The sequence below is a fragment of the Hymenobacter qilianensis genome, from assembly GCF_014489555.1.
Classification (GTDB): Bacteria; Bacteroidota; Bacteroidia; order Cytophagales; family Hymenobacteraceae; genus Hymenobacter; species Hymenobacter qilianensis.
Window position 1 is genome coordinate 479557 of the sequence record NZ_CP060784.1, and the last position, 19640, is coordinate 499196.

Here is a 19640-nt window from a genome sequence, read left to right on the forward strand (position 1 = left end):
TTCATGCTCGACCGTGTCCGCCAGTTCATCGAAGAAAAAAACCTCTTCTCCCCCACCACCGATCAGCTGCTGGTCGCGGTGAGCGGAGGCATAGATTCCGTAGCCCTGGCCGATGTGCTGCACCGGCTGGAAGTGCCGTTTGCCATTGCGCATTGTCATTTTGGGCTGCGCGGCGAAGAGGCCGACGCCGACGAGCAGTTTGTGCGCAAGCTGGCTAAGAAGTACGATGTCCCCTATTTTGCTGAGTTCTTTCAAACCAAAGAATTTGCCGCCCGAGAAGGCATTTCTACTCAAATGGCAGCCCGCGCCCTGCGCTACGAGTGGTTTGAGCGTATCCGCCAAACCCAGCAGCTTAGCTACATTGCCACCGCTCACCACCAGCGCGACGCCGCCGAAACCATGCTACTCAACCTAACGCACGGTACTGGGCTAGCTGGCCTGCACGGTATTCAGGCTAAAAATGGCTACGTGGTTCGCCCTTTCCTCAGCATTGGCAAGGAAGAGCTGTTCGAGTATGTGATGGAAAACCGCTTGGTGTGGCGCGAGGATGCCTCCAACGACAGCACCACGTATCAGCGCAACCGCCTGCGCCACGATGTGCTGCCTGTGCTGCGCGAAATCAACCCTAACCTCGACCAGACCTTGGAATACACTGCCGAGCGTGTGGGTGGCGCTGAAGAAATTGTGCGCCGCTACGTGGCTGATACTGCTGCCCAAGCCCGGAAAGAGGAAGACGAAGTAACCTACTTCAACATCGCGACGCTACAGGCTACGGCGGCCATTACACTGGTTTTGCACGAGCTGCTGCGACCGTTCAACTTCTCCTTTCCGGTTACGAAAGAAATTGTGGCTGCCTTCAAAGCCACTGCCGGCCGCCGCTTCGAGTCGCCGACGCATACGCTGGTGAAGGACCGCGACCAACTGGTTATTACCCGCAAAAACCTCACGAGCTTCGGTACCTACCAGCTTCAGGCGGGCCAAACCAAGCTTGTTGCCGAGGGACTACACCTCACCGCCAACTTACAGGAAGCAGAAGGATTTGAGGTTCCCCGGAAGAAAAACGAAACCGCCCTCGACGCCGACCGCCTGCAATTTCCGCTCACCGTGCGCCGCTGGCAGGAAGGCGACTGGTTTATGCCCATTGGTATGAAGGGCAAGAAGAAGATCAGCGACTTTCTCATCGACCAAAAAGTGCCGCTTAACCTCAAGGATGACGTGCGTGTGCTGGTTACGGCCGACCAGCGTATTGCCTGGGTTATTGGCTTCCGGCCCGATGAGCGGTATAAAGTGACCGAAGAAACCCAGCGGGTGTTGGTGCTGCGCCGGATGTAACCTTTACCTTCGCTTAACTATATCAATACCTATGAAATTATTGTTGATCAGCTTATTAAGCTTGTGTATTTCTCTCTCCGGGTGCAGCATTCTTGGCATTGACCAATGCGAAGGTCCACGCAATGCACGGGAGACATATTTTTCAATAGTCTACCTCAATTCAAATAACACTCAAAGCATATTCATTCCGCCGCTAAGCTACTCTCGCGACTCTGTGCGTGTGCTTGATGAAACCGGCAATATTGTCCCCCAGGATCAGCCAATAAATCCGTCAACCTACACCTTGATCTTCCCCTTGCTTGAACCAGGAAAAGACCATCAATTAGGCACCCCTATAACGCGTCAGTTTATTATTTATCTCACTCAAGCTGATCAGGATACTATACGCGCATCATACGAGCTATTCGAAAACGACTGTAACAAGCTTGATTTCAAGGTCTTAACAGTTTTTACAATAACGAAAAGGTACATGATAGCAATAATCCATACGTAAACGAAATAAGAGTTTTCAAGCCATAGATATGAAAGCAGTATTTGAAAAGACTGCAAAAACCTCCGGCATGGAAAGCGTTTTCGCTTACTTTTACCACGCGAATCCAATATTTCACTCCCAATTCCTCACCCGATGAAAGTTACCGTAGTTGGGGCTGGCAACGTGGGCGCAACTTGCGCTGATGTACTCGCCACCCGCGAAATCGCCAACGAAATTGTTCTCGTTGATATTAAGGAAGGCTTCGCCGAAGGCAAAGCGCTGGACATCTGGCAGAAGTCGCCCATTATCGGCTACGACTCCCGTACCGTAGGTGTCACCGGCGACTACAGCCGCACCGCCGACTCGGAGGTAGTTGTTATCACCTCGGGCCTGCCCCGTAAGCCCGGCATGAGCCGCGACGACCTGATTTCGACCAACGCTGGCATCGTAAAATCGGTGACGGAGCAGGTAGTGAAGTACTCGCCCAACGCTATTATCATCGTCGTTTCTAACCCGCTCGACGTGATGACTTACCAGGCCCACCTCACCTCCGGTTTGCCCCGTGAGAAGGTGTTTGGTATGGCCGGCATCCTGGACACGGCTCGCTACCGCGCTTTCCTGGCTGAAGCGCTGAATGTGAGCCCCAAAGACATTCAGGCCGTACTTATGGGCGGCCACGGCGACACCATGGTGCCCCTACCCCGCTACACCACAGTGGGCGGCATTCCGGTGACGGAGCTTATCGGCAAAGCCGAGCTTGACGCTATCGTGCAGCGCACTGCTGTGGGTGGTGGCGAGCTAGTGAAGCTAATGGGTACTTCGGCCTGGTACGCTCCCGGTGCTGCTGCTGCGCAAATGGTAGAAGCCATTGTGCGCGACCAGCGCCGCGTGTTCCCTGTCTGCATCAAGCTGGAAGGCGAATACGGCATCGACGGCGTGTACCTCGGTGCACCTGTTATTCTGGGTAAAAATGGTATCGAGCGTGTTATCGAACTGCAACTCAATGATGAAGAGAAGCAATTGCTCGAAACTTCGCGTGGCCACGTGAAAGAAGTAATGGAAGCTCTGGACAACATGACCCAGACCGCTTAGTCTCCATTCAGCAGATAAAAAAGCCCCCCAGACCAAGTCTGGGGGCTTTTTTATTGCGTATCATGCAGAGGCGCAGCCGAAGCGTCTTGCGCGTTTGCTTGCAAAAGTACCTGTCATGCAGAGCGGAGCGAAGCATCTCGCGTGTTTATCAGGATTACTACTCCCACATCAGCACGCGAGATGCTTCGCTCCGCTCTGCATGACAGGTACTTTTGCAAAGACGGCACGTATGGTTACTTCTGACTTGCCCTGAACAGCTTCTGTTTTTCGTCCTTCGACAAGCTCTCGTAGCCGGAGCGGGAAATCTTATCCAGAATCAAGTCAATCTCGTCTTGCTCGGGCTTAACGATAGTGCCTTTGCGCGCAGCAGCAGGCGAAGCAGGCTGACTACGGTGCGTAACCTTTAAGCGCGGACGGCCGCTGAAAAGCCCCCCAAGCCAATCACCGACAGCCTGTACTGGCCGCCCCAAATCGGTGCCGCGCTGCAGCATCTTGATGAAGCTAAAGCCAAAGATTGCCCCCCGATATGAGCGATTTCGCCCCCTGCATTACTTCCATCAATACCGGCTAGGGATATTAGCACAACTACAAAAGCGATGTACTTGATCTTAACCGGCCCAATCAGGATCAGACTGAAAGTGTAATCGGGCAACAAAGTGGCGGCGGCCACAATGATAGCCGTAACCGCCCCAGATGCACCCAATACTTCAGCCAACGGGCCATTGCGGTAAGCCGGCACCAAGTTATAAGCCAGCAGGAACAACGCTGCGCCCGCCAAGGCACCCAGGATATACAGGCTCACGAGCTTTCGGTCGCCGAGGTATTCGCGTACCAGGGAGCCAAACCAATACAGGTTCAGTAGATTAAAAATGATGTGCAGAAAGCCTTGGTGCAGAAAAGCATACGTCAGCACCGACCACGGCCGGCGAACCAGCGCACCCAGGTCGGCAGGCAGGCTGAACAAGCGCACGATGCTCTCATAGATGCCCGCGCCCCAGCCAAAAACGTTACCGCCTTGATCAGAATCAACACGACGAATACCAGGATGTTGATCAGCAGCAGCTGATTCAGGGCATTGTCGCGGCGGCTAAAGGCGGTGCGGATATCGTTTACAATACTCATGAAAAACGCAGCAGGTATTAACCGTTATTAGTACATCCGGGTGCGGTTGCGCTCCCAGAGTTTCAACAAAATGAACCCTATCAATATTCCACCCAAGTGAGCGAAGTGCGCCACATTGTCGCCCGGCACCCGCTTGAAGCCCGCATAAAGCTCATAGATGCCATACAAAGCGACAAAGTATTTGGCCTTGATAGGAAAAGGAAAGAACAGAAGCATGAGCTCCGTATTGGGGAACAAATAGGCGAAGGCGAACAAAATACCGAACAGCGCCCCGAAGCGCCCACCATGGGTGAGTTGAAGCTGCGGCTAAAAATGGCATCAATGGTTTCATTAGCTGAGGCTATCAAGCCAGCATCATCAGGGTTGCGCTGCAAGGCGGCGGCCACCACTTCAAAGCCTCGGGCCTCGGGCGCATTATCGCGGAAGAAGTCGGCGAAAGCCACACCGGAAGGCTCCTGCTGAAAGGCAAGCCGCGCCTCGTTCATTTTATTCAGCTCATAAAACCGCACGCCCGAATACAGAATACCAGCTCCAATTCCGCAGATCAACCAGAATGTCAGAAACCGCTGCGGCCCCCAGCGCTGCTCCAATAGTGGCCCAAAGGAAATAAGACCGAACATGTTGCCGAAAATGTGCCCTAGGCCGCCGTGCATAAACATATAGGTCAGAAACTGCCAGGGCTGAAAGCTTTGCGAGCCTACAGGATACAAAGCCAGCCAGCCGAGCCCAAGCTGCGTAGCGAGCAGAAACACGCCAATATTTATAAACAGTAGAATGCGAACTGTAGGAGTCAGATTGAACATGAAGCGTAGGGAGGCAAATGAAATGAGTTGCGCTACTAGTAACAGCAAACCGCGGCTATAGTCAGGCAGATTATTACGGCTTAAACGGTATTATCGCCTGAAACGATAACCAGGCTGAAAGCAGCGTAATTTATTTGCCTATCGGGTGAAGAAAGCTTGCAATTGGTCAAGCTCCAAAAGCACCAATGTTTTGCGGCCATCGGGCGTGTAGCCGGGCACGGCGCAGGCAAAAAGCCGATCAACCAAGGCGTTCATCTCTATTTCTGAAAGGCGGGCGTTGACAGCGACGCTGGCAACACGGCGCGCCAGGGCTCGTGCCATTTGCTCCCGTCGGTCTAGCTTTACGGGGCCAGCGTGGGTGCGAAACTGCTCAATCAGTCCTTCGAATAGCTCCTTTTCGTCGCGGGCGGGCACATCGGCCGGAATGCCTTCCACGGCAATGGTGTGGGGGCCAAATTCGGTGAAGCGGAAACCCAAAGCGTGCAGCGCATCCGTGACTTCGCGCAGCACGGCAAAATCGGCGGGCGAAAAAGTGACGGTGCGCGGGAAAAGCAGGGTTTGAGAAGCGCCGCCTTCCCGCTCCAAAGCTTGCGTATACTGCTCATACAGAATCCGCTCACGGGCCGCCAGCTGGTCGATCAGCATCACCCCCGATTTCACCGGCACCAGCACGTACTGCTGATGCACCTGAATAACCTTGCTGCCCGGTCCCGCCTGATTTTCTCGCAAGGGCAGCTCAGGTGTGGCAGTCTCTACCAATGCCAGCGCATCATCTGAAGGTGGGAGCGCGTCGGTGGCTTCGGCTTCTATATCAGGAAGGGCCGTCTGGCCGAGCGAGCGGTAGAAGTCTTCCAAATCCCGTTTGGCCTGATCGGTAGGTCTGGGGGCAAATTCCGATCTTGGGGGGCAAATCGGTCGGGCTGCCGCTCACGTGGAGAAGGCGAGGCCGCCTGCGCTGCCGCTGCTGATAAGGCATCGGGCCGGTACTCGTCGGAAAAGGAATTATGGCTGGCGCCCGAACTACGCAAGGGACGAATCGGAGCGAAGTTCACATCGCCCTCGAAGTCCAACGACGGCGCCATATTATGTATCCCTAAGGACTGCTTCACGGCGGCCCGCACAATGGCATACACCGTTTTCTCGTCCTCAAACTTTATTTCCGTCTTGGTCGGGTGCACGTTGATGTCGATGGTCTTGGGATCAAGCTCCAGAAACAGCACGTAAAACGGATGAGTATCGCGAGGCAACAGGCCTTCGTAGGCAGCCAGCACCGCGTGGTTGAGATAAGCCGAACGGATAAAGCGGTTGTTCACGAAGAAAAACTGGTCGCCCCGGCTCTTCTTCGCCGACTCCGGCTTACCGATAAATCCTTTGATGGTAATAAAGGGCGTTACCTCCTCGCAAGCCGCCAGTTGCTCCTTGTAGCCATTGCCCAGCAAGGCCACAATGCGCTGACTTAGCTTGCCGGCCGGCAGGTTGAACACCTCCAGCTCATTCTGATAAAGCGAAAATGTTGTCTGCGGATTTGCCAAGGCTACATGCTGAAACTCATCCAGAATGTGGCGCATCTCTACCGCGTTGCTCTTCAGAAAGTTACGCCGCGCCGGCACGTTGTAAAAAAGATTCTTTACCGCAATGCTGGTACCATCCGGGCAAGCCACGGGCTGCTGGCTCATCACTTGGGAGCCTTCTACCAATAACAAGGTGCCTGTGTCGTATTCGCGTTGTTTAGTGCGCAATTCCAGCTGAGCTACGGCGGCAATAGATGCCAGCGCCTCTCCCCGAAAACCAAGGGTACGAATTCGAAACAAATCTTCGGTGGAACGAATCTTGCTCGTGGCGTGGCGTTCCAAACTCATGCGGGCATCGGTAGGCGACATCCCGGCTCCGTTGTCTACCACTTGCACGAGCTGCTTGCCGGCATCTTTGATAATTAGCTGCACCTGCGAAGCACCCGCGTCCACGGCATTTTCCAGTAATTCCTTCACCACGGATGCCGGACGCTGGACCACCTCGCCGGCCGCAATCTGGTTAGCGAGGTACTCGGGTAGCAATTGAATCACGTCCGCCATCGACCGGGAACTGAGGAGGTTAAGAATGAAGTTAGCAGGAGTAAAAAGGCCTTAAATACCGCTAAAACAGTCCAAGGCCGAGAAATTATCCGTAAGTTCGCGGTCAACTTCGGTTTGTGCAACCCCGTCCTGGGAAGCCAAACCAGCTACCTGAGCAGTGCGAAAACCGGGTGCCCTGGGTCAGCCAAAACGACTACAGCCCCACTCGCCAGTGCTTCCTGAAAGGGACAAAAGTAGGGCTATTTCCGCTCGTTTTCAACGCTACTATTACACCAGCCGAGCCAATGCTCAAGGATTATTCGATTAGACTTTTGCTGCTACTGCTGGCCATCACGGGTCTGATCATTTCGTCTTCGTCTCCGATTGACAAAGATGTACGCCCCATGTCGCCGGCTGAGCAGAACTGGGTGGACAGCGTGTATAGCTCTCTCACCCCTGACCAGCGTTTGGGTCAGTTATTCATGGTGGCCGCATACTCCAACAAGGACCGCAAGCACGTACTCCAGATTGAGGAGTTGGTGCGCAATTATCACATTGGGGGGCTCATGTTTTTGCAGGGTGGTCCGCGTCGGCAAGCCTCTCTTACCAATCGATATCAAAAGCTAGCTAAGTTGCCCTTGCTTATCGCGATGGATGCTGAGTGGGGCCTTGATATGCGCCTCGACAGTTCCATGCATTTCGCCAAGGCCATGACCCTGGGTGCCATGGACGACGATCAGTATGTGTATCAGATGGGCCGCGAAATTGCGCTCAACATGAAAGCCCTTGGCGTGCATGTAAGCTTTTCGCCGGTTATCGACGTCAACTCCAACCCCGATAATCCAGTTATTGGCAATCGTTCTTTCGGAGAAGATAAGGAGCAGGTTTCCAAGCGCGGCGTGGCCTATATCCGGGGCTTGCAGGACCACGGCATCATTGCCGTAGCCAAACACTTCCCCGGTCACGGCGACACCGACACGGACTCCCATGTGGCTCTGCCAGTGGTGAATACCGATATGGCGCGCCTTACCAATGTCGACTTATATCCCTTTCAGCAGTCCTTCGAAGCGGGTGTAATGGGCGTGATGGTGGCTCATCTTTACATGCCGCTCTTCGATACGTTGCGTACGCAGACGACAACCCTGTCGCACAACCTGGTGACGGGTCTGCTGAAGGAGAAGATGGCCTATAGAGGGCTCGTTTTCACCGATGCTTTGAACATGAAGAGCGTCTCTAACCTGTACAAGCCAGGGGAAGTAGATGCGTTAGCGTTGGCGGCGGGCAATGATGTGCTGCTCTTCTCTGAAGATGTGCCGGTTGCCCTGCAGAAAATTCGCGAAGCCATCGCGGGGGGCAAAATTCAGCCGGCTGACCTTGAGTACAGAATACGTAAGATTCTGCGGGCCAAGTACTGGGCCGGACTTAACCGCTACCGCCCGGTTGAGCTAACCAATTTGATGGCCAGCCTCAACCGGCCGCTGAGCCGAATGGTGCAGCAGCAGATTTATGAGCACGCCGTTACGGTCGTTAAGAATCAGGACAACCTCTTGCCTTTCCACCGGCTTGATACGCTGCGCATTGCCTCTGTCACCATTGGTACGCCGGCCAGCGGGACGTACGCTACGCTGATGAATAAGTATCAGGGTGGCACGGTGTATTCAGTACCCAACCGCTACGCTCCCGACTCAACTTACGCGCGCATTCTATCGCGCCTCGGGCCCTATAATACGATAGTTGTAAGCTTGCATGGCATGAACAGTACGCCCGTGCATAAGTATGGCATGGGTGATGGAGCCTTGAAATTCATTCAGCAGCTACAGGCCAACCCGCGTGTAAAAACGGTGGTGGTAGCCATGGGTAATGCCTACTCGCTCAAGTACCTGGAGGCGGCCCGAACCCTGGTTTGTGCTTATGAGGATAATTACCCTTCCCAGCTGGTAACTCCGCAGGTATTGTTTGGGGCTTTGCCTGCCAAGGGCCGTCTGCCCGTCACGGTATCGCCGACACTGAAGGCTGGTACCGGCCTGCCTACGCCCGACTTCCGTCGTCTGCGCTATGCAACGCCGGAAAGCGAAGGATTAGATTCCCGTGTTTTAGCCCAGATAGATAATATCGCCCTCGAAACGGTAGCTTATGCTGCGGCCCTGGCTGCCAGGTTTTGGTGGCCAAGAATGGCGCCGTGATATTTGATAAAAGCTATGGCTTCAATACCTACGACCGCACTCAGCCAGTTAATAACAGCACGCTCTACGACCTAGCCTCGGTAACAAAAGTGGCCGGCACGTTGCAGGCGGCTATGTATCTTAAAGATCAAGGCAAGCTCAGTCTCGACGAAAAAGTATCGACGTATTTGCCGGAGCTACGCAATACCAATAAGAAGGACATCATTGTGCGCGACTTACTGCTCCACCAAGCAGGCCTGAAGGCGGGTATTCCGATCTGGGAGCGCACCGTCACTAAGACTGGTCTTAAGCCGACTTTCTATGCCAGCACCCGCACTTCTGACTTCCCTAATGAAGTGGTGCCCGGTACTTACAGCGTCAAAACCGCCGAAGATTCTGTGTGGTTGTGGACGATGCGCTCGGGCTTGTTACCTAAGATTAAAGGCAAGTATCCCTTGGAGTACAGCGACCTGACCTTTGTAATCGTGAAGCGCTTGTGCGAGAAGCTATTGCAGCAGCCGATTGAAGAGTTTCTGGCCAAGCAGTTTTATCAGCCTTTGGGACTGAATACCATGACTTACAATCCGTTGCAGCGGTTTCCGAGCTCCTGCATCGCCCCTACCGAAAACGACACGTACTATCGTCGCTCCCAGCTGCGCGGCACGGTGCACGACCAGGGCGCGGCTATCGTAGGCGGCGTGGGTGGTCACGCGGGTTTGTTTGCTAACTCCAACGATCTGGCCATTCTTATGCAGATGAATCTGCAGAATGGTCGCTACGGTGGGGTGCGCTTCTTTCAGTCGCCGGTGGTAACGGAATTCTCACGGCCGCAGATTGCGGGCAACCGTCGCGGGCTGGGCTGGGACCACGGTACTCCTGAAAAAGGACCGGGCCAGGGCCCAACATCAAGCATGGCGCCGCCCGCTACTTTCGGCCACACCGGCTTCACGGGTACGTGCGTGTGGCTCGATCCTGAAAACAAAATCGTCTATATCTTTCTTTCCAATCGAGTGTACCCCGATGCGGGCAACAACAAATTGATTCAAAACAACGTCCGCACACGCATCCACGACGTTATTTATAAGTCTTTCAGCAAAAGCATTTCCAAGACATGACCTGTTGTCCGTCGTTTTTACACAACCTCTGATCCGTATGTGGCGGTAAGACATCTACCTGATGGCTTACCGCCAATTTTTTGCCCCCCACACAGAGTAACCTACTGCCTAGGCACTCGTTGAGCAATAGCATACCCGCGTTCGGGCCAACTACCCGACTTGTGTCTGCTCAAGAAGACTGCTGGGGGCTTTTTTAAGAATTATCGCACCACTCCAGCGCTGATTGCACTGCCACTCTCACCATTCACCAACCAATGACAGTCCACCTGAATTTTGGTGAAACCTCCCCTATCATGAACATCGGCATTGTTTGTTATCCCACCTTTGGAGGTTCCGGCGTAGTTGCTACGGAGCTAGGTAAAGCATTGGCTCTCAAAGGTCATCGTGTCCACTTTATCACGTACAGCCAGCCCGTCCGCCTCGATTTTTTCAATGAGAACCTCTTCTATCATGAGGTGTATGTGCCGCCGTATCCGTTGTTTCAGTTTCCGCCTTATGAGTTAGCCTTGGCTAGCAAAATGGTGGACATTGTGCAGCACGAGAAGCTGGATGTGCTACATGTGCACTATGCCATTCCGCACGCGTCGGCGGCTTATATGGCCAAGCAGATTCTGCGTACCAAAGGCATTCAGATTCCGGTCATAACGACTCTGCACGGCACCGATATCACGCTTGTGGGCAAAGATGCCAGCTACGAGCCGGTGGTGACATTCAGCATCAATCAGTCGGATGGGGTGACAGCGGTATCCGCCGATTTGCGGGCCGAGACCTATCAGTACTTTGCTATTGAAAAGGACATTGAAGTCATTCCCAACTTCATTAATCTCGAGCGTTTCAAGAAGCAGAACAAGTCGCATTTCAAGGCCGCTATTGCCCCCGAAGGCGAGAAGCTGCTCATTCATACGTCTAACTTCCGCTCCGTGAAACGCGTGGAAGACGTGGTGCGCATTTTTGCGGGCGTGCGCAAAGAAATTCCGGCCAAGCTCTTGCTCGTGGGCGATGGCCCCGACCGGCCCCGCATCGAAAAGCTGTGCCGCGAAACCGGCTACCTCAGCGACATCCGCTTCCTGGGCAAGCTTGAAGCCGTAGAAGAAGTACTCAGCATCAGCGACTTATTCCTGATGCCTTCAGAAAAGGAAAGCTTCGGCTTAGCGGCGCTGGAAGCCATGGCCTGTGAGGTACCAGTTGTCAGCACCAATGCGGGGGGCATTCCGGAGCTGAATGTGGATGGCGTAACGGGCACCACCAGCGCCGTTGGCGATGTGGAGGCGATGGTTAAAAACGCCCTCTTTATTCTGGCTGATGAAAACCTGCCCCGGTTCAAAGCTGCCGCCCGGGCCCGAGCAGAGGAGTTTGCCGTGGAAAAGATTGTGCCGCTGTACGAAGCCTGTTATCAACGTGCCATTGATTCTCAGTTGGCAGTAGTGTAGTTGTTATTAACTCACAAAAAAGCCCCCAGAGAACATCTGGGGGCTTTTTTGTGAGCACTAACGGAATTTAAAATAGACTCGCTGCCTCTCGCTTTACTACATTCAACGCCCGGGCCGTAGGATCTACTTCTTCGGCAATTAATGTTTCAAGCACACGCTTAGCGAGTTCGGTGCCACGGGCCTGCTGGGGCGCTGGCAGTGCATGGTATGATTTATTGATCATGGTGAGCACATTTTCGCGGGCCTGCTTTACGTGGTCCCAGGCGTCGGGGCTCATGTATAGCTGCTGAGAAAGGTTGTGCTCAAACTCGGCGCGAATTTCCTGGAGCAGCAGGCGGTGAAACTCAGGAGCCGTTTGGCCGGCGCTGCTCAGGCGCACCAAGATATTATTGGGCGTGATTCGCTCCAGCAGCAACGTTACACGCTCATAGGCTTGCAGACGAATGGGCAGCGTTTCTTTGCTGCTTTGCAAGCGCAATTCGATCAGCCGCCGCTGCTGCTCCTTTTCAAAATATTGCTTGATGAGCAGAAACACCGAACCGGCCACAATAATGGCGGGCAGAATGATTTTGAGTAATTCAAAAATATAGGCAGTAGTATCCATGCGAGAGTATCAGGCCAAATTTGGCCAGGTGTAAAGGATAAATGGCTGTAAATGTTGACCGTAACTACCAAGCGACTGGCGTGGTCTTTGGGCAAAGATAACCAGTGAACCGGACCGGCCAACCGGCTGTTCTAACACTATACGAATCCTATAGTCTTCGTATCTTTGCACCAGTCTTCTCTTAACCACGAACTCATTATGGCAACGGCCGTTTCAACCAAAACTGCTCCCATCAGCCTCACCTCGCGGGCTTTGGTAGAAGTCAGAAATATCATTGAAGAAAAGAAAGTGCCCACCGAATACGGTTTGCGCATCGGTGTGCAGGGCGGCGGCTGCTCGGGCATGAGCTATTTGCTCGGTTTCGACAAAGCAAAAGACAACGATGAAGTGTACGACCTTGACGGTCTGCGCCTTATCATGGACAAGAAGCACGCGATGTACGTGCTAGGCATGGAGGTAGACTTCCAGGACGGCCTGAACGCTCGCGGCTTTGTCTTCAATAACCCACAGGCTAAAAGCACCTGCGGCTGCGGTTCGTCGTTTTCAGCTTAAGAAACGAACAGCTTCGCTTTTATCGTAAAGCCTTGCTTACATTCTGTAGGCAAGGCTTTTTGTTTGTCCTTATGCTGTTAAAAGCCGCGTAATCAGCAGGATCATTTCTTCAAAATAATGTCCCGGCGACCCGTCCAGCCTTTTGCTGTCCGCTTTAACTCGACTACACCGGTACCACCCACCGCCACCGACGGTATTGATGCGATATACTTCGGTGTTACCAACGGGTCGTCTTCAAACACAAAGTCGGTGATATAATACGGGGGACGGCCCCCTGGCTCCTGAATAACGGCGTGAATATGAGCCGGATCCGTGCGGCTTGGGTATGATGCCGGCCGGACGGAGCTAATGACGTACCGGCCCTGCTTGTCTGACTTTGCCCAGCCGTGCAAGTGCCCATGCCACTTTTGAACCCCTCTTTCACCGCCTTTTTTGGTGTAACGGCCCGTGTGGTCAGTTTGATACGCGTAGAGGATTACGCCCGCATACGGGCTTTTGCCATCGGCCTGTAGCAACGTACCGGTAATTAGTAGCGGGTCGCCCGGCTCATTTGGCCCGCCCATTGTGAGGGTAGAGCTTAATGCGGCCGGCATGTTCACGAAGCTACACGCAATGGCAGCATCCGGACTGTCGCAGGAATCTGCTGAGTCAGCCATACCACTAGTGCTGCCCATAGCCTGTGCGCTCGTTTCGGACTTCGTTTCGCTACACCCATTAGTCAGCAAGCCGACGCCACTGAGCAGCAGCGTGCCAAGCATGTATTTGCAGAATTTCATAACTCTGACCAGCTAGTTAATTGCCTCTGAGTTACTTAAGTTACGATTTTACTTACATACTTTTTTGATAACCAAAGATCAATACGTTTTGGTCATATCCGTCGGCACAACCAGCACAAAGTCGGCCTTGCGCAGGTGCTCCTTCTCCAGCTTCTTCAGCTGCTCCTGCGACACGGTGGAGATAGTACGAATGCGCAGCTTGGGCTCCGCTTGCTGCAGATACCAGTTGATGCCATCGTGGTTGTCGGAGTGGTAGCTGCCGTTGAGGTGAAGCAATAGCTGGCCGGGCTGACGATTTTTCAGAATAAAGTGCGCCATGGTAGCGTCTTTAAGCGCTTGGGCCTGAATAATATTCTGGGCACCTGCACCGCCGTGGGCCGCGTCGCCAAACATCTTCGCCATGTTGGCATAGCCGGGCAGCGTGTAATCGACCGTGATGGGCAGTGGCGCCAGCCATTCGCGCTCGTTGGGGGGCAAATTTTCAAGGGAAGCCAAACTGCCTTTCGCCACTTGAGATGCGTAGCGCCGCGGCACATTTGTGCCCACTACGCGCAGCTTGTTTTGCCGCGCCAGTTGGAGCAAGGGCTTATAATCGGTGGCGTAATTGGGCCAAGGGCGGCTTTGTTCTTCAAACGCTTTATCGTCCAGCTCACCGGTGTTGTATTGCTCCACGAACGGCTGTACGTCGCGCTCAAACATTTCCAACCCCAGCACCAGCTGACCCGCTTTGCGCTGAGCTAAGTCGCGGGCTACTTGCAACTGTAGCCAGTGTGCAATGGGGTCGTTGTGTTGCTCGCCGAACAGCACGACATCGGCCTCGGCTAGCTCCTTGAGCATCTTATCGTAGCTGGCCGTTTTGCCGGCGGCGTTGTAGAGGCGGTAAGCAGGACGGTCGTCGGTGCGGAAGCTAAGCAGGCTAAGCAAGATTGGCAGGAAGAATAGTCGGCGCATAAGCAAGGTAAGTAATGTACTAGCAAGTCAGTTAGCAGGCTTCTTGTTCCTCCTAAAGCGCAAAAAGCCCCGTCGATGTTGCCGTAGGGCAAATGACGGGGCTTTTAAAGAAACCGCAACTATCCGTTTGGCAGTTACGCAGTGCTGGGGGGCTTTTTGGTCGGTTTACCCTTTATAAAACATCCAGCGCGACAGCTCCTTGTAAGTCACCTTCTTGCCATACAGCAAAATACCCACGCGGTAAATGCGGGCGGCTATCCAGATAGTAGCCACGAAGCCCGCCACCAGCAGCGCCATAGAAAGCAGCAATTGCCCCGCTGTAACGCCGCCAAACGGAATGCGAATGACCATGGCAATAGGCGACGTGAACGGAATCATCGACATCCAGTAAGCTATGGGGCCGTTCGGGTCCCGAATCATCACGCTTTGGGCTACAATGAAGGTCAGAATCAGGGGCATCGTGATGGGCAGCATAAACTGCTGCGTATCCGTTTCGTTGTCCACGGCGGCCCCAATTGCCCCAAATAAAGCGCCATAGAGTAAATAGCCCCCCAGGAAATAAAACAGAAAGCTGCCGATGATAAGCGGCAAATTCAGGTTAGAAAAGCCTTCCATGGCTGATTTATACATTACGGCGGTTTTGTCTTCCGTCTCTTTGGGAGTGGCTCCGGCCGACTGAGCTACGGTTTCTAGTTGCTGCGTACGCGAGGCAGCCACTGTATCTATCCCCGCAACAGCCGAAACGCCGGTTATAACGATGCTCGACAGCGCCACCCACAACAGCAGTTGGGTAAGGCCCACGGCGGCAATACCGATTACTTTGCCCATCATCAGCTGAAACGGCTTCACCGACGACATAATCACCTCTACGATGCGGCTGGTTTTCTCCTCAATTACCCCACGCATAATTTGTACGCCGTAGAGGAAAATGAACAAGTAAATCAGGAAGGCCATGAAATAAGCCACTCCTGACGTCACCATCGAATTGCTCGATTTCTCGCCTTCGTCGCTCAGATTCACCGTATCCATATCGACGTCGGCTTTCAGATTGTCGAGCACTTGCTGGTCGATACCTGACTTTTGCAGGCGCGCAGCCTCTACCTGCCGGTTCACCGTCCGCTGTATGCTGGTTTGGAGCGTCAGGCTCAGATTTTCGCGGCCAAAAAGCTTGATACCCGTTGGGTTAGCCAAGTCGAAAGGCGGAACGTAGAGCAGCGCTGAATTTTTACTTTTCTTGAACTCGGCTTTGGCCGCTTCCAGATCAGTGGGTGCGTGCACATAGCGAATGCTGCTCTTCTCATCCTGAGGCAACTTGCCGGAAAAAAGCCCCCCAGCATCGGCTACGGTCACTATTTTCTTTTCATCCGATGACATCTGCATCAGAAATATCGGCACCACAAACAGAGCCGACATAAGCAGCGGCCCCACAAAGGTCATGATGATGAAGCTCTTTTTGCGCACCCGCGTGATGTATTCACGCTGCACGATAAGCCAGATTTGATCCATTGAAGTAAAGGTTTTTGATGCTGATTAAGAAGGCGGTCATGCAGAGGCAGAGCCGAAGCATCTCGCTCGCGGTAGTGAGGTTAGTAATCCTGCGTCAGCACGCGAGATGCTTCGGCTCCGCCTCTGCATGACGTTCTACAAGTTCGTATGAAACGCTACACGTTCTCTTCTACCAATGACTCTGGCATCGTCTCGCGCACGCGGCGAATGAAGATCTCGTTGATGCTCGGAATCTGCTCGCGGAAAGCATGGATTTCCACTTGCCCGATGAGGTAGCGCAATAAGTCGTTGGGCGTCACGCCCTCGTGCAGCCGAATACGGTCGTAGAAGTAGCCGTTTTCGCGCTCCTTGTGCTCCAGCACTTCAAAATCGGGGTGAATGACCATCAGGCGGCCTTTGCCTTCTACCTCGTAGGTGTTTGTTTTGAAGGTGTCTTTAATGGTGCCTACGGGGCCATCGAGCACTTTGCGCGAGCGGTTTATTAGCGCAATAGAGTCGCACATCTCCTCCACCGATTCCATGCGGTGAGTGGAGAAAATGATGGTTGCGCCTTTTTCGCGCAGCTCCAGAATCTCGTCTTTTATCAGGTTAGCGTTAATTGGGTCGAAGCCCGAAAACGGCTCATCGAGAATGATCAGGCTCGGCTCGTGCAGCACCGTGGCAATAAACTGAACCTTCTGCTGCATGCCTTTCGACAGATCTTCCACGTTTTTGCTAACCCACGGCCGCAGATCAAAACGATCAATCCAGGCTTTGATGCGTTTGGTCGCGTCGGTTTTGTTCAGGCCTTTCAATTGGGCCAGATAGAGGAGCTGCTCCCCTATCTTCATTTTCTTGTACAGCCCGCGCTCCTCCGGCAAATACCCGATTTGGGCAATGTGGCTGGGATTGAGCCGCTCGCCACGAAACCGGATTTCACCCGAATCAGCCCCCGTAATCTGGGTTATAATGCGGATAAGAGAGGTTTTGCCTGCTCCGTTGGGCCCCAGCAGCCCGAAGATGCTGCGCTCCGGAATATCGAGGCTGACTCCGCTCAGGGCTACGTGCGCATCGTAGGCTTTGCGCACATCAATTGCTTGTAGAATGTTGCTCACGGCTGTTGGTAAGGTTTGTCGACGTTAAATGTATTCATTTATAGCTATTCTACTGTTCTGTTTCTAAGCTGGGGGCAAATTTCACTCGGCCTGAAGCTCATGCAGGTAGCCTTCGAGCCGGTCGAGGTGCTGACCGTAAAGCTTTTGCAAATACCATTTGGTAAACTTGATCATCAGCCAATACAGGACAGTGCCGGTCAAAAACATGATAATGACCGTCAGTCCGATGCTCCAAAACAGCTCCCCTCCGTCGTATTTCAGCGTAAGCCTGTATGCCCGGTAAGAGGTGGTAGCTATAATGGCGGCAATGGTAACCCAGAGCGAGAGGCGCAAATAAATGGTAAGCAGGCCGCGCAACCCCAGAATCAGCGTCTGCAAATGCCCGCGCACGTCCTTGTCTACATGATCCATCCGGCGCAGCAGCTTAAACTTGCGGTAGTAGTAATATAGAAAAGCGACCGACAGCAGCTCAAAAGTCAGCAGGTAGCCCTTAATGAATTGATTGTTAAAGTAGTCAATACCAAAGGGTAAGGCGATGATTACGTACACGATAGACCCCACTTCCCACCATGCGTTGCGGCGCAGCCTCGTTACTACACTATCTGACTTGCGCGCCACCATGCGCGCCACGCTGTGCGCGCTGAGCGGAGTAGGCTCATCTGTGGCATGGCGGTTCCACATTTGGCGGAGTTCGTTTAATTCCATTGCTCAGAGCGGCTGAAGATCTTGCGTAGTTTTTCCTGAATGCGGTGCATCTTAACCCGCACATTGTTCTGTGTAATTCCCAGAATGTCAGCCATTTCCTCGTAGGTGTGCTCTTCCAGATACAGCAGCACAAATGCCTTTTCCACTTCCGAAAGCCACTCGATGGCCCGGTAAAGCGTGGCGATTTCCGTGGAGTCCGTTCCGAGATCGGGGGCTTGAGCTACTTCCAGTACCTGCGGGTTGAGGCGGTCGGGAGCGGGCTTGCGGGTGCGCTGGCGCAAGTCCGACACGGCCACGTTCAGCCCAATGCGGTACATCCAGGTGCTGATTTTTGCCCCCCGCACCTCATAGCGCGGATATGCGCGCCATAGCTGCAGCACGATTTCCTGAAACAAGTCCTGCTGATCGTCCGCGTCGGCGCAATACAGCCGACAAATTCGCCGGAGCATGGCCTGATGCGCATTCACGAGCGTCAGAAATTCAGCGGTATTCGGATCGGGAGCCAAGTGCGAGAAGATAGCCAGGATTCACTACATATATCGCCGCTATGAGTAAGGTATTACAGCGTCGGCAAAAAATATTTCGGGTGTGCTATATGCCGCTCGTTGCGGCAATACTGAGGGAGCACAAATTGGGACTTTACTTAATTCTCTTAACAAAAAAGCCCCCAGAAATGCTCTGGGGGCTTTTTAAACTGAGCTAAATCAAGCTCAATGGTTACTTATTGGAAGTACTCCTTTACTTTCTCAAAGAAGCCTTTCTCATTCTTGCCCGGATTAGGCGAAAAATTCTGCGAGTCGCGCAGCTTTTCCAGTAGCTCACGCTCCTGGCTATTCACCACCTTGGGCGTCCAGACGTTGATATGAATTAACTGGTCGCCGCGGCCGTAGCCGTTAAGATCCTTGATGCCTTTACCGCGCAAACGCAAAATCTTGCCGGGCTGAGTGCCGGGGTCAACCTTGATCTTCACCTTGCCTTCGATAGTCGGAACCTCAATGCTCGCGCCCAAAGCGGCATCAACAAACGTGATGTACTGGTCGAACATGATGTTGTTGCCATCACGCTTGAGGAATTCGTGAGGCTCCTCTTCAATCTGAATAAGCAGGTCGCCGGGTACGCCGCCGCGCTCGGGGTAGTTGCCTTTGCCGTTCATGCTCAGCTGCATACCCTCAGCCACGCCCGCCGGAATGTTGATCGGGATGATCTCTTCCTGTAGCTGGCGTCCGTCGCCGTGGCATACGTCGCACTTGCTGGTCACTACTTTGCCTTCGCCGTTACAGGTAGGGCAGGTTGAGCTGCTCACCATCTGACCCAGCATCGTGTTCACCACGCGCTTCACCTGGCCTTGGCCGTGGCAAGTGCCGCAATCCTTCAGGTCGGTGCCGTTTTTGGCACCCGTACCCGAGCAGGTGTTGCAGGCCACGTAGCGCTTCACCTTGATCTTCTTCTCGATGCCGTTGGCCACTTCCTCCAGATTAAGCTTGAGCTTGATACGCAGGTTGGAGCCTTTTTTCATGCGGCGTCCGCCACCGGAGCGGCCGCCACCAAAGAATCCCTCGAAGCCGCCGCCACCGAAGATGTCGCCGAACTGCGAGAAGATGTCTTCCATGTTCGGGCCACCGCCGTTGCTGCCCATGCCCTGATGGCCAAACCGGTCGTAGCGGGCGCGCTTCTGCTCATCCGACAATACTTCGTAGGCCTCAGCGGCCTCCTTAAACTTGTCTTCGGCCGTTGGGTCGTCGGGGTTTTTGTCGGGGTGAAACTTGATGGCCACCTTGCGGTACGCCTTCTTTATCTCCTCAGGCGACGCGGTTTTGGCTACGTCCAACACCTCGTAATAATCTCGCTTCTGCGCCATATACTTTAATCTGTG

General features: G+C 53.7%; 18 protein-coding genes and 2 pseudogenes. 6 read left to right on the forward strand and 14 right to left on the reverse strand.

The window, feature by feature from the left end; translation table 11 throughout:
• The first annotated feature begins 3 nt into the window (after positions 1 to 3).
• Entirely contained in the window at positions 4 to 1332 is a 1329-nt protein-coding gene (gene tilS / locus H9L05_RS02195) for a tRNA lysidine(34) synthetase TilS (RefSeq protein ID WP_187732851.1), read from the forward strand.
• A 625-nt stretch (positions 1333 to 1957) separates the two neighbouring features.
• Positions 1958 to 2896 carry a malate dehydrogenase gene (mdh, locus tag H9L05_RS02200; RefSeq protein ID WP_187732852.1) on the forward strand — a complete coding sequence of 313 codons (939 nt, stop codon included), beginning with the start codon at positions 1958 to 1960 and terminating at the stop codon, positions 2894 to 2896.
• Between the two features lie 233 nt (positions 2897 to 3129).
• On the opposite strand, the gene H9L05_RS25705 is transcribed toward mdh, so the two are convergent.
• The 6 genes and pseudogenes from H9L05_RS25705 to mutL form a co-directional block, all read right to left on the reverse strand.
• Positions 3130 to 3387, reverse strand: coding sequence for a DUF6576 domain-containing protein (locus H9L05_RS25705; protein WP_317175072.1), 258 nt, complete (start codon positions 3385 to 3387; stop codon positions 3130 to 3132).
• A complete protein-coding gene (locus H9L05_RS25710) occupies positions 3300 to 3860 on the reverse strand; it encodes a rhomboid family intramembrane serine protease (RefSeq protein ID WP_317175073.1) in 561 nt (186 codons plus the stop codon). Before H9L05_RS25710 ends, H9L05_RS25705 begins: the two co-directional genes overlap by 88 nt.
• A complete protein-coding gene (locus H9L05_RS25715) occupies positions 3803 to 4018 on the reverse strand; it encodes a hypothetical protein (protein ID WP_317175074.1) in 216 nt (71 codons plus the stop codon). Before H9L05_RS25715 ends, H9L05_RS25710 begins: the two co-directional genes overlap by 58 nt.
• Positions 4019 to 4045: 27 nt before the next feature.
• On the reverse strand, positions 4046 to 4273 hold the full coding sequence (locus H9L05_RS02210) for a rhomboid family intramembrane serine protease (RefSeq protein WP_317175075.1): 228 nt from the start codon (positions 4271 to 4273) through the stop codon (positions 4046 to 4048).
• Positions 4274 to 4584: 311 nt separating this feature from the next.
• Positions 4585 to 4821 (reverse strand): annotated as a pseudogene (locus H9L05_RS25720) (rhomboid family intramembrane serine protease); the annotation flags it as partial.
• A gap of 138 nt (positions 4822 to 4959) precedes the next feature.
• A pseudogene (gene mutL, locus H9L05_RS02220) lies at positions 4960 to 6893 on the reverse strand (DNA mismatch repair endonuclease MutL).
• A gap of 116 nt (positions 6894 to 7009) precedes the next feature.
• Here mutL and H9L05_RS22975 point away from each other — a divergent pair.
• The 3 genes from H9L05_RS22975 to bshA all read left to right on the forward strand — a co-directional run bounded on the left by H9L05_RS22975 (position 7010) and on the right by bshA (position 11579).
• Positions 7010 to 9055, forward strand: coding sequence for a glycoside hydrolase family 3 protein (locus tag H9L05_RS22975; RefSeq protein WP_223284684.1), 2046 nt, complete (start codon positions 7010 to 7012; stop codon positions 9053 to 9055).
• On the forward strand, positions 9034 to 10149 hold the full coding sequence (locus H9L05_RS22980) for a serine hydrolase domain-containing protein (protein ID WP_262892608.1): 1116 nt from the start codon (positions 9034 to 9036) through the stop codon (positions 10147 to 10149). The genes H9L05_RS22975 and H9L05_RS22980 overlap by 22 nt, the downstream gene beginning before the upstream one ends.
• A gap of 293 nt (positions 10150 to 10442) precedes the next feature.
• Positions 10443 to 11579 carry an N-acetyl-alpha-D-glucosaminyl L-malate synthase BshA gene (gene bshA / locus H9L05_RS02230; RefSeq protein WP_187732856.1) on the forward strand — a complete coding sequence of 379 codons (1137 nt, stop codon included), beginning with the start codon at positions 10443 to 10445 and terminating at the stop codon, positions 11577 to 11579.
• 67 nt (positions 11580 to 11646) lie between these two features.
• Here bshA and H9L05_RS02235 read toward each other — a convergent pair whose 3' ends face one another.
• A complete protein-coding gene (locus H9L05_RS02235) occupies positions 11647 to 12183 on the reverse strand; it encodes a DUF7935 family protein (RefSeq protein ID WP_133273785.1) in 537 nt (178 codons plus the stop codon).
• A gap of 198 nt (positions 12184 to 12381) precedes the next feature.
• Here H9L05_RS02235 and H9L05_RS02240 point away from each other — a divergent pair, with 198 nt between their 5' ends.
• Entirely contained in the window at positions 12382 to 12735 is a 354-nt protein-coding gene (locus H9L05_RS02240; protein ID WP_084444422.1) for a HesB/IscA family protein, read from the forward strand.
• A 101-nt stretch (positions 12736 to 12836) separates the two neighbouring features.
• Here the strand turns inward: H9L05_RS02240 and H9L05_RS02245 are convergent, their stop codons facing one another.
• The 7 genes from H9L05_RS02245 to dnaJ form a co-directional block, all read right to left on the reverse strand.
• Complete coding sequence (locus H9L05_RS02245; RefSeq protein WP_187732857.1) at positions 12837 to 13493, reverse strand: dioxygenase family protein; 657 nt, start codon at positions 13491 to 13493, stop codon at positions 12837 to 12839.
• 96 nt (positions 13494 to 13589) lie between these two features.
• Positions 13590 to 14462: a ChaN family lipoprotein gene (locus tag H9L05_RS02250; protein ID WP_187732858.1), complete on the reverse strand. Its 873-nt coding sequence runs from the start codon at positions 14460 to 14462 to the stop codon at positions 13590 to 13592.
• 165 nt (positions 14463 to 14627) lie between these two features.
• Positions 14628 to 15968 (reverse strand): ABC transporter permease, encoded by a 1341-nt coding sequence (locus H9L05_RS02255; RefSeq protein WP_187732859.1) that lies wholly within the window; start codon positions 15966 to 15968, stop codon positions 14628 to 14630.
• Between the two features lie 155 nt (positions 15969 to 16123).
• Positions 16124 to 17062, reverse strand: a complete 939-nt coding sequence (locus tag H9L05_RS02260; protein ID WP_187732860.1) for an ABC transporter ATP-binding protein — start codon at positions 17060 to 17062, stop codon at positions 16124 to 16126.
• An 81-nt stretch (positions 17063 to 17143) separates the two neighbouring features.
• Positions 17144 to 17767, reverse strand: a complete 624-nt coding sequence (locus tag H9L05_RS02265; protein ID WP_187732861.1) for a hypothetical protein — start codon at positions 17765 to 17767, stop codon at positions 17144 to 17146.
• Positions 17758 to 18273 carry an RNA polymerase sigma factor gene (locus H9L05_RS02270; RefSeq protein ID WP_223284686.1) on the reverse strand — a complete coding sequence of 172 codons (516 nt, stop codon included), beginning with the start codon at positions 18271 to 18273 and terminating at the stop codon, positions 17758 to 17760. The genes H9L05_RS02265 and H9L05_RS02270 overlap by 10 nt, the downstream gene beginning before the upstream one ends.
• Before the next feature lie 215 nt (positions 18274 to 18488).
• The gene (dnaJ, locus tag H9L05_RS02275; RefSeq protein ID WP_187732862.1) at positions 18489 to 19625 is read right to left on the reverse strand and encodes a molecular chaperone DnaJ; all 1137 of its coding nucleotides are present in this window, start codon (positions 19623 to 19625) and stop codon (positions 18489 to 18491) included.
• Positions 19626 to 19640 lie beyond the last annotated feature (15 nt).

What these genes read in the sequence shown, in the direction of transcription:
- H9L05_RS25705 (WP_317175072.1), bottom strand. Translation starts at nt 3,387, where the DNA reads ATGCTGCAGCGCGGCACCGATTTGGGGCGGCCAGTACAGGCTGTCGGT.
- H9L05_RS02245 (WP_187732857.1), bottom strand. Translation starts at nt 13,493, where the DNA reads ATGCTTGGCACGCTGCTGCTCAGTGGCGTCGGCTTGCTGACTAATGGG.
- H9L05_RS02240 (WP_084444422.1), top strand. Translation starts at nt 12,382, where the DNA reads ATGGCAACGGCCGTTTCAACCAAAACTGCTCCCATCAGCCTCACCTCG.
- H9L05_RS25715 (WP_317175074.1), bottom strand. Translation starts at nt 4,018, where the DNA reads ATGAGTATTGTAAACGATATCCGCACCGCCTTTAGCCGCCGCGACAAT.
- bshA (WP_187732856.1), top strand. Translation starts at nt 10,443, where the DNA reads ATGAACATCGGCATTGTTTGTTATCCCACCTTTGGAGGTTCCGGCGTA.
- tilS (WP_187732851.1), top strand. Translation starts at nt 4, where the DNA reads ATGCTCGACCGTGTCCGCCAGTTCATCGAAGAAAAAAACCTCTTCTCC.
- H9L05_RS02265 (WP_187732861.1), bottom strand. Translation starts at nt 17,767, where the DNA reads ATGGAATTAAACGAACTCCGCCAAATGTGGAACCGCCATGCCACAGAT.
- H9L05_RS02235 (WP_133273785.1), bottom strand. Translation starts at nt 12,183, where the DNA reads ATGGATACTACTGCCTATATTTTTGAATTACTCAAAATCATTCTGCCC.
- H9L05_RS02255 (WP_187732859.1), bottom strand. Translation starts at nt 15,968, where the DNA reads ATGGATCAAATCTGGCTTATCGTGCAGCGTGAATACATCACGCGGGTG.
- H9L05_RS02250 (WP_187732858.1), bottom strand. Translation starts at nt 14,462, where the DNA reads ATGCGCCGACTATTCTTCCTGCCAATCTTGCTTAGCCTGCTTAGCTTC.
- mdh (WP_187732852.1), top strand. Translation starts at nt 1,958, where the DNA reads ATGAAAGTTACCGTAGTTGGGGCTGGCAACGTGGGCGCAACTTGCGCT.
- dnaJ (WP_187732862.1), bottom strand. Translation starts at nt 19,625, where the DNA reads ATGGCGCAGAAGCGAGATTATTACGAGGTGTTGGACGTAGCCAAAACC.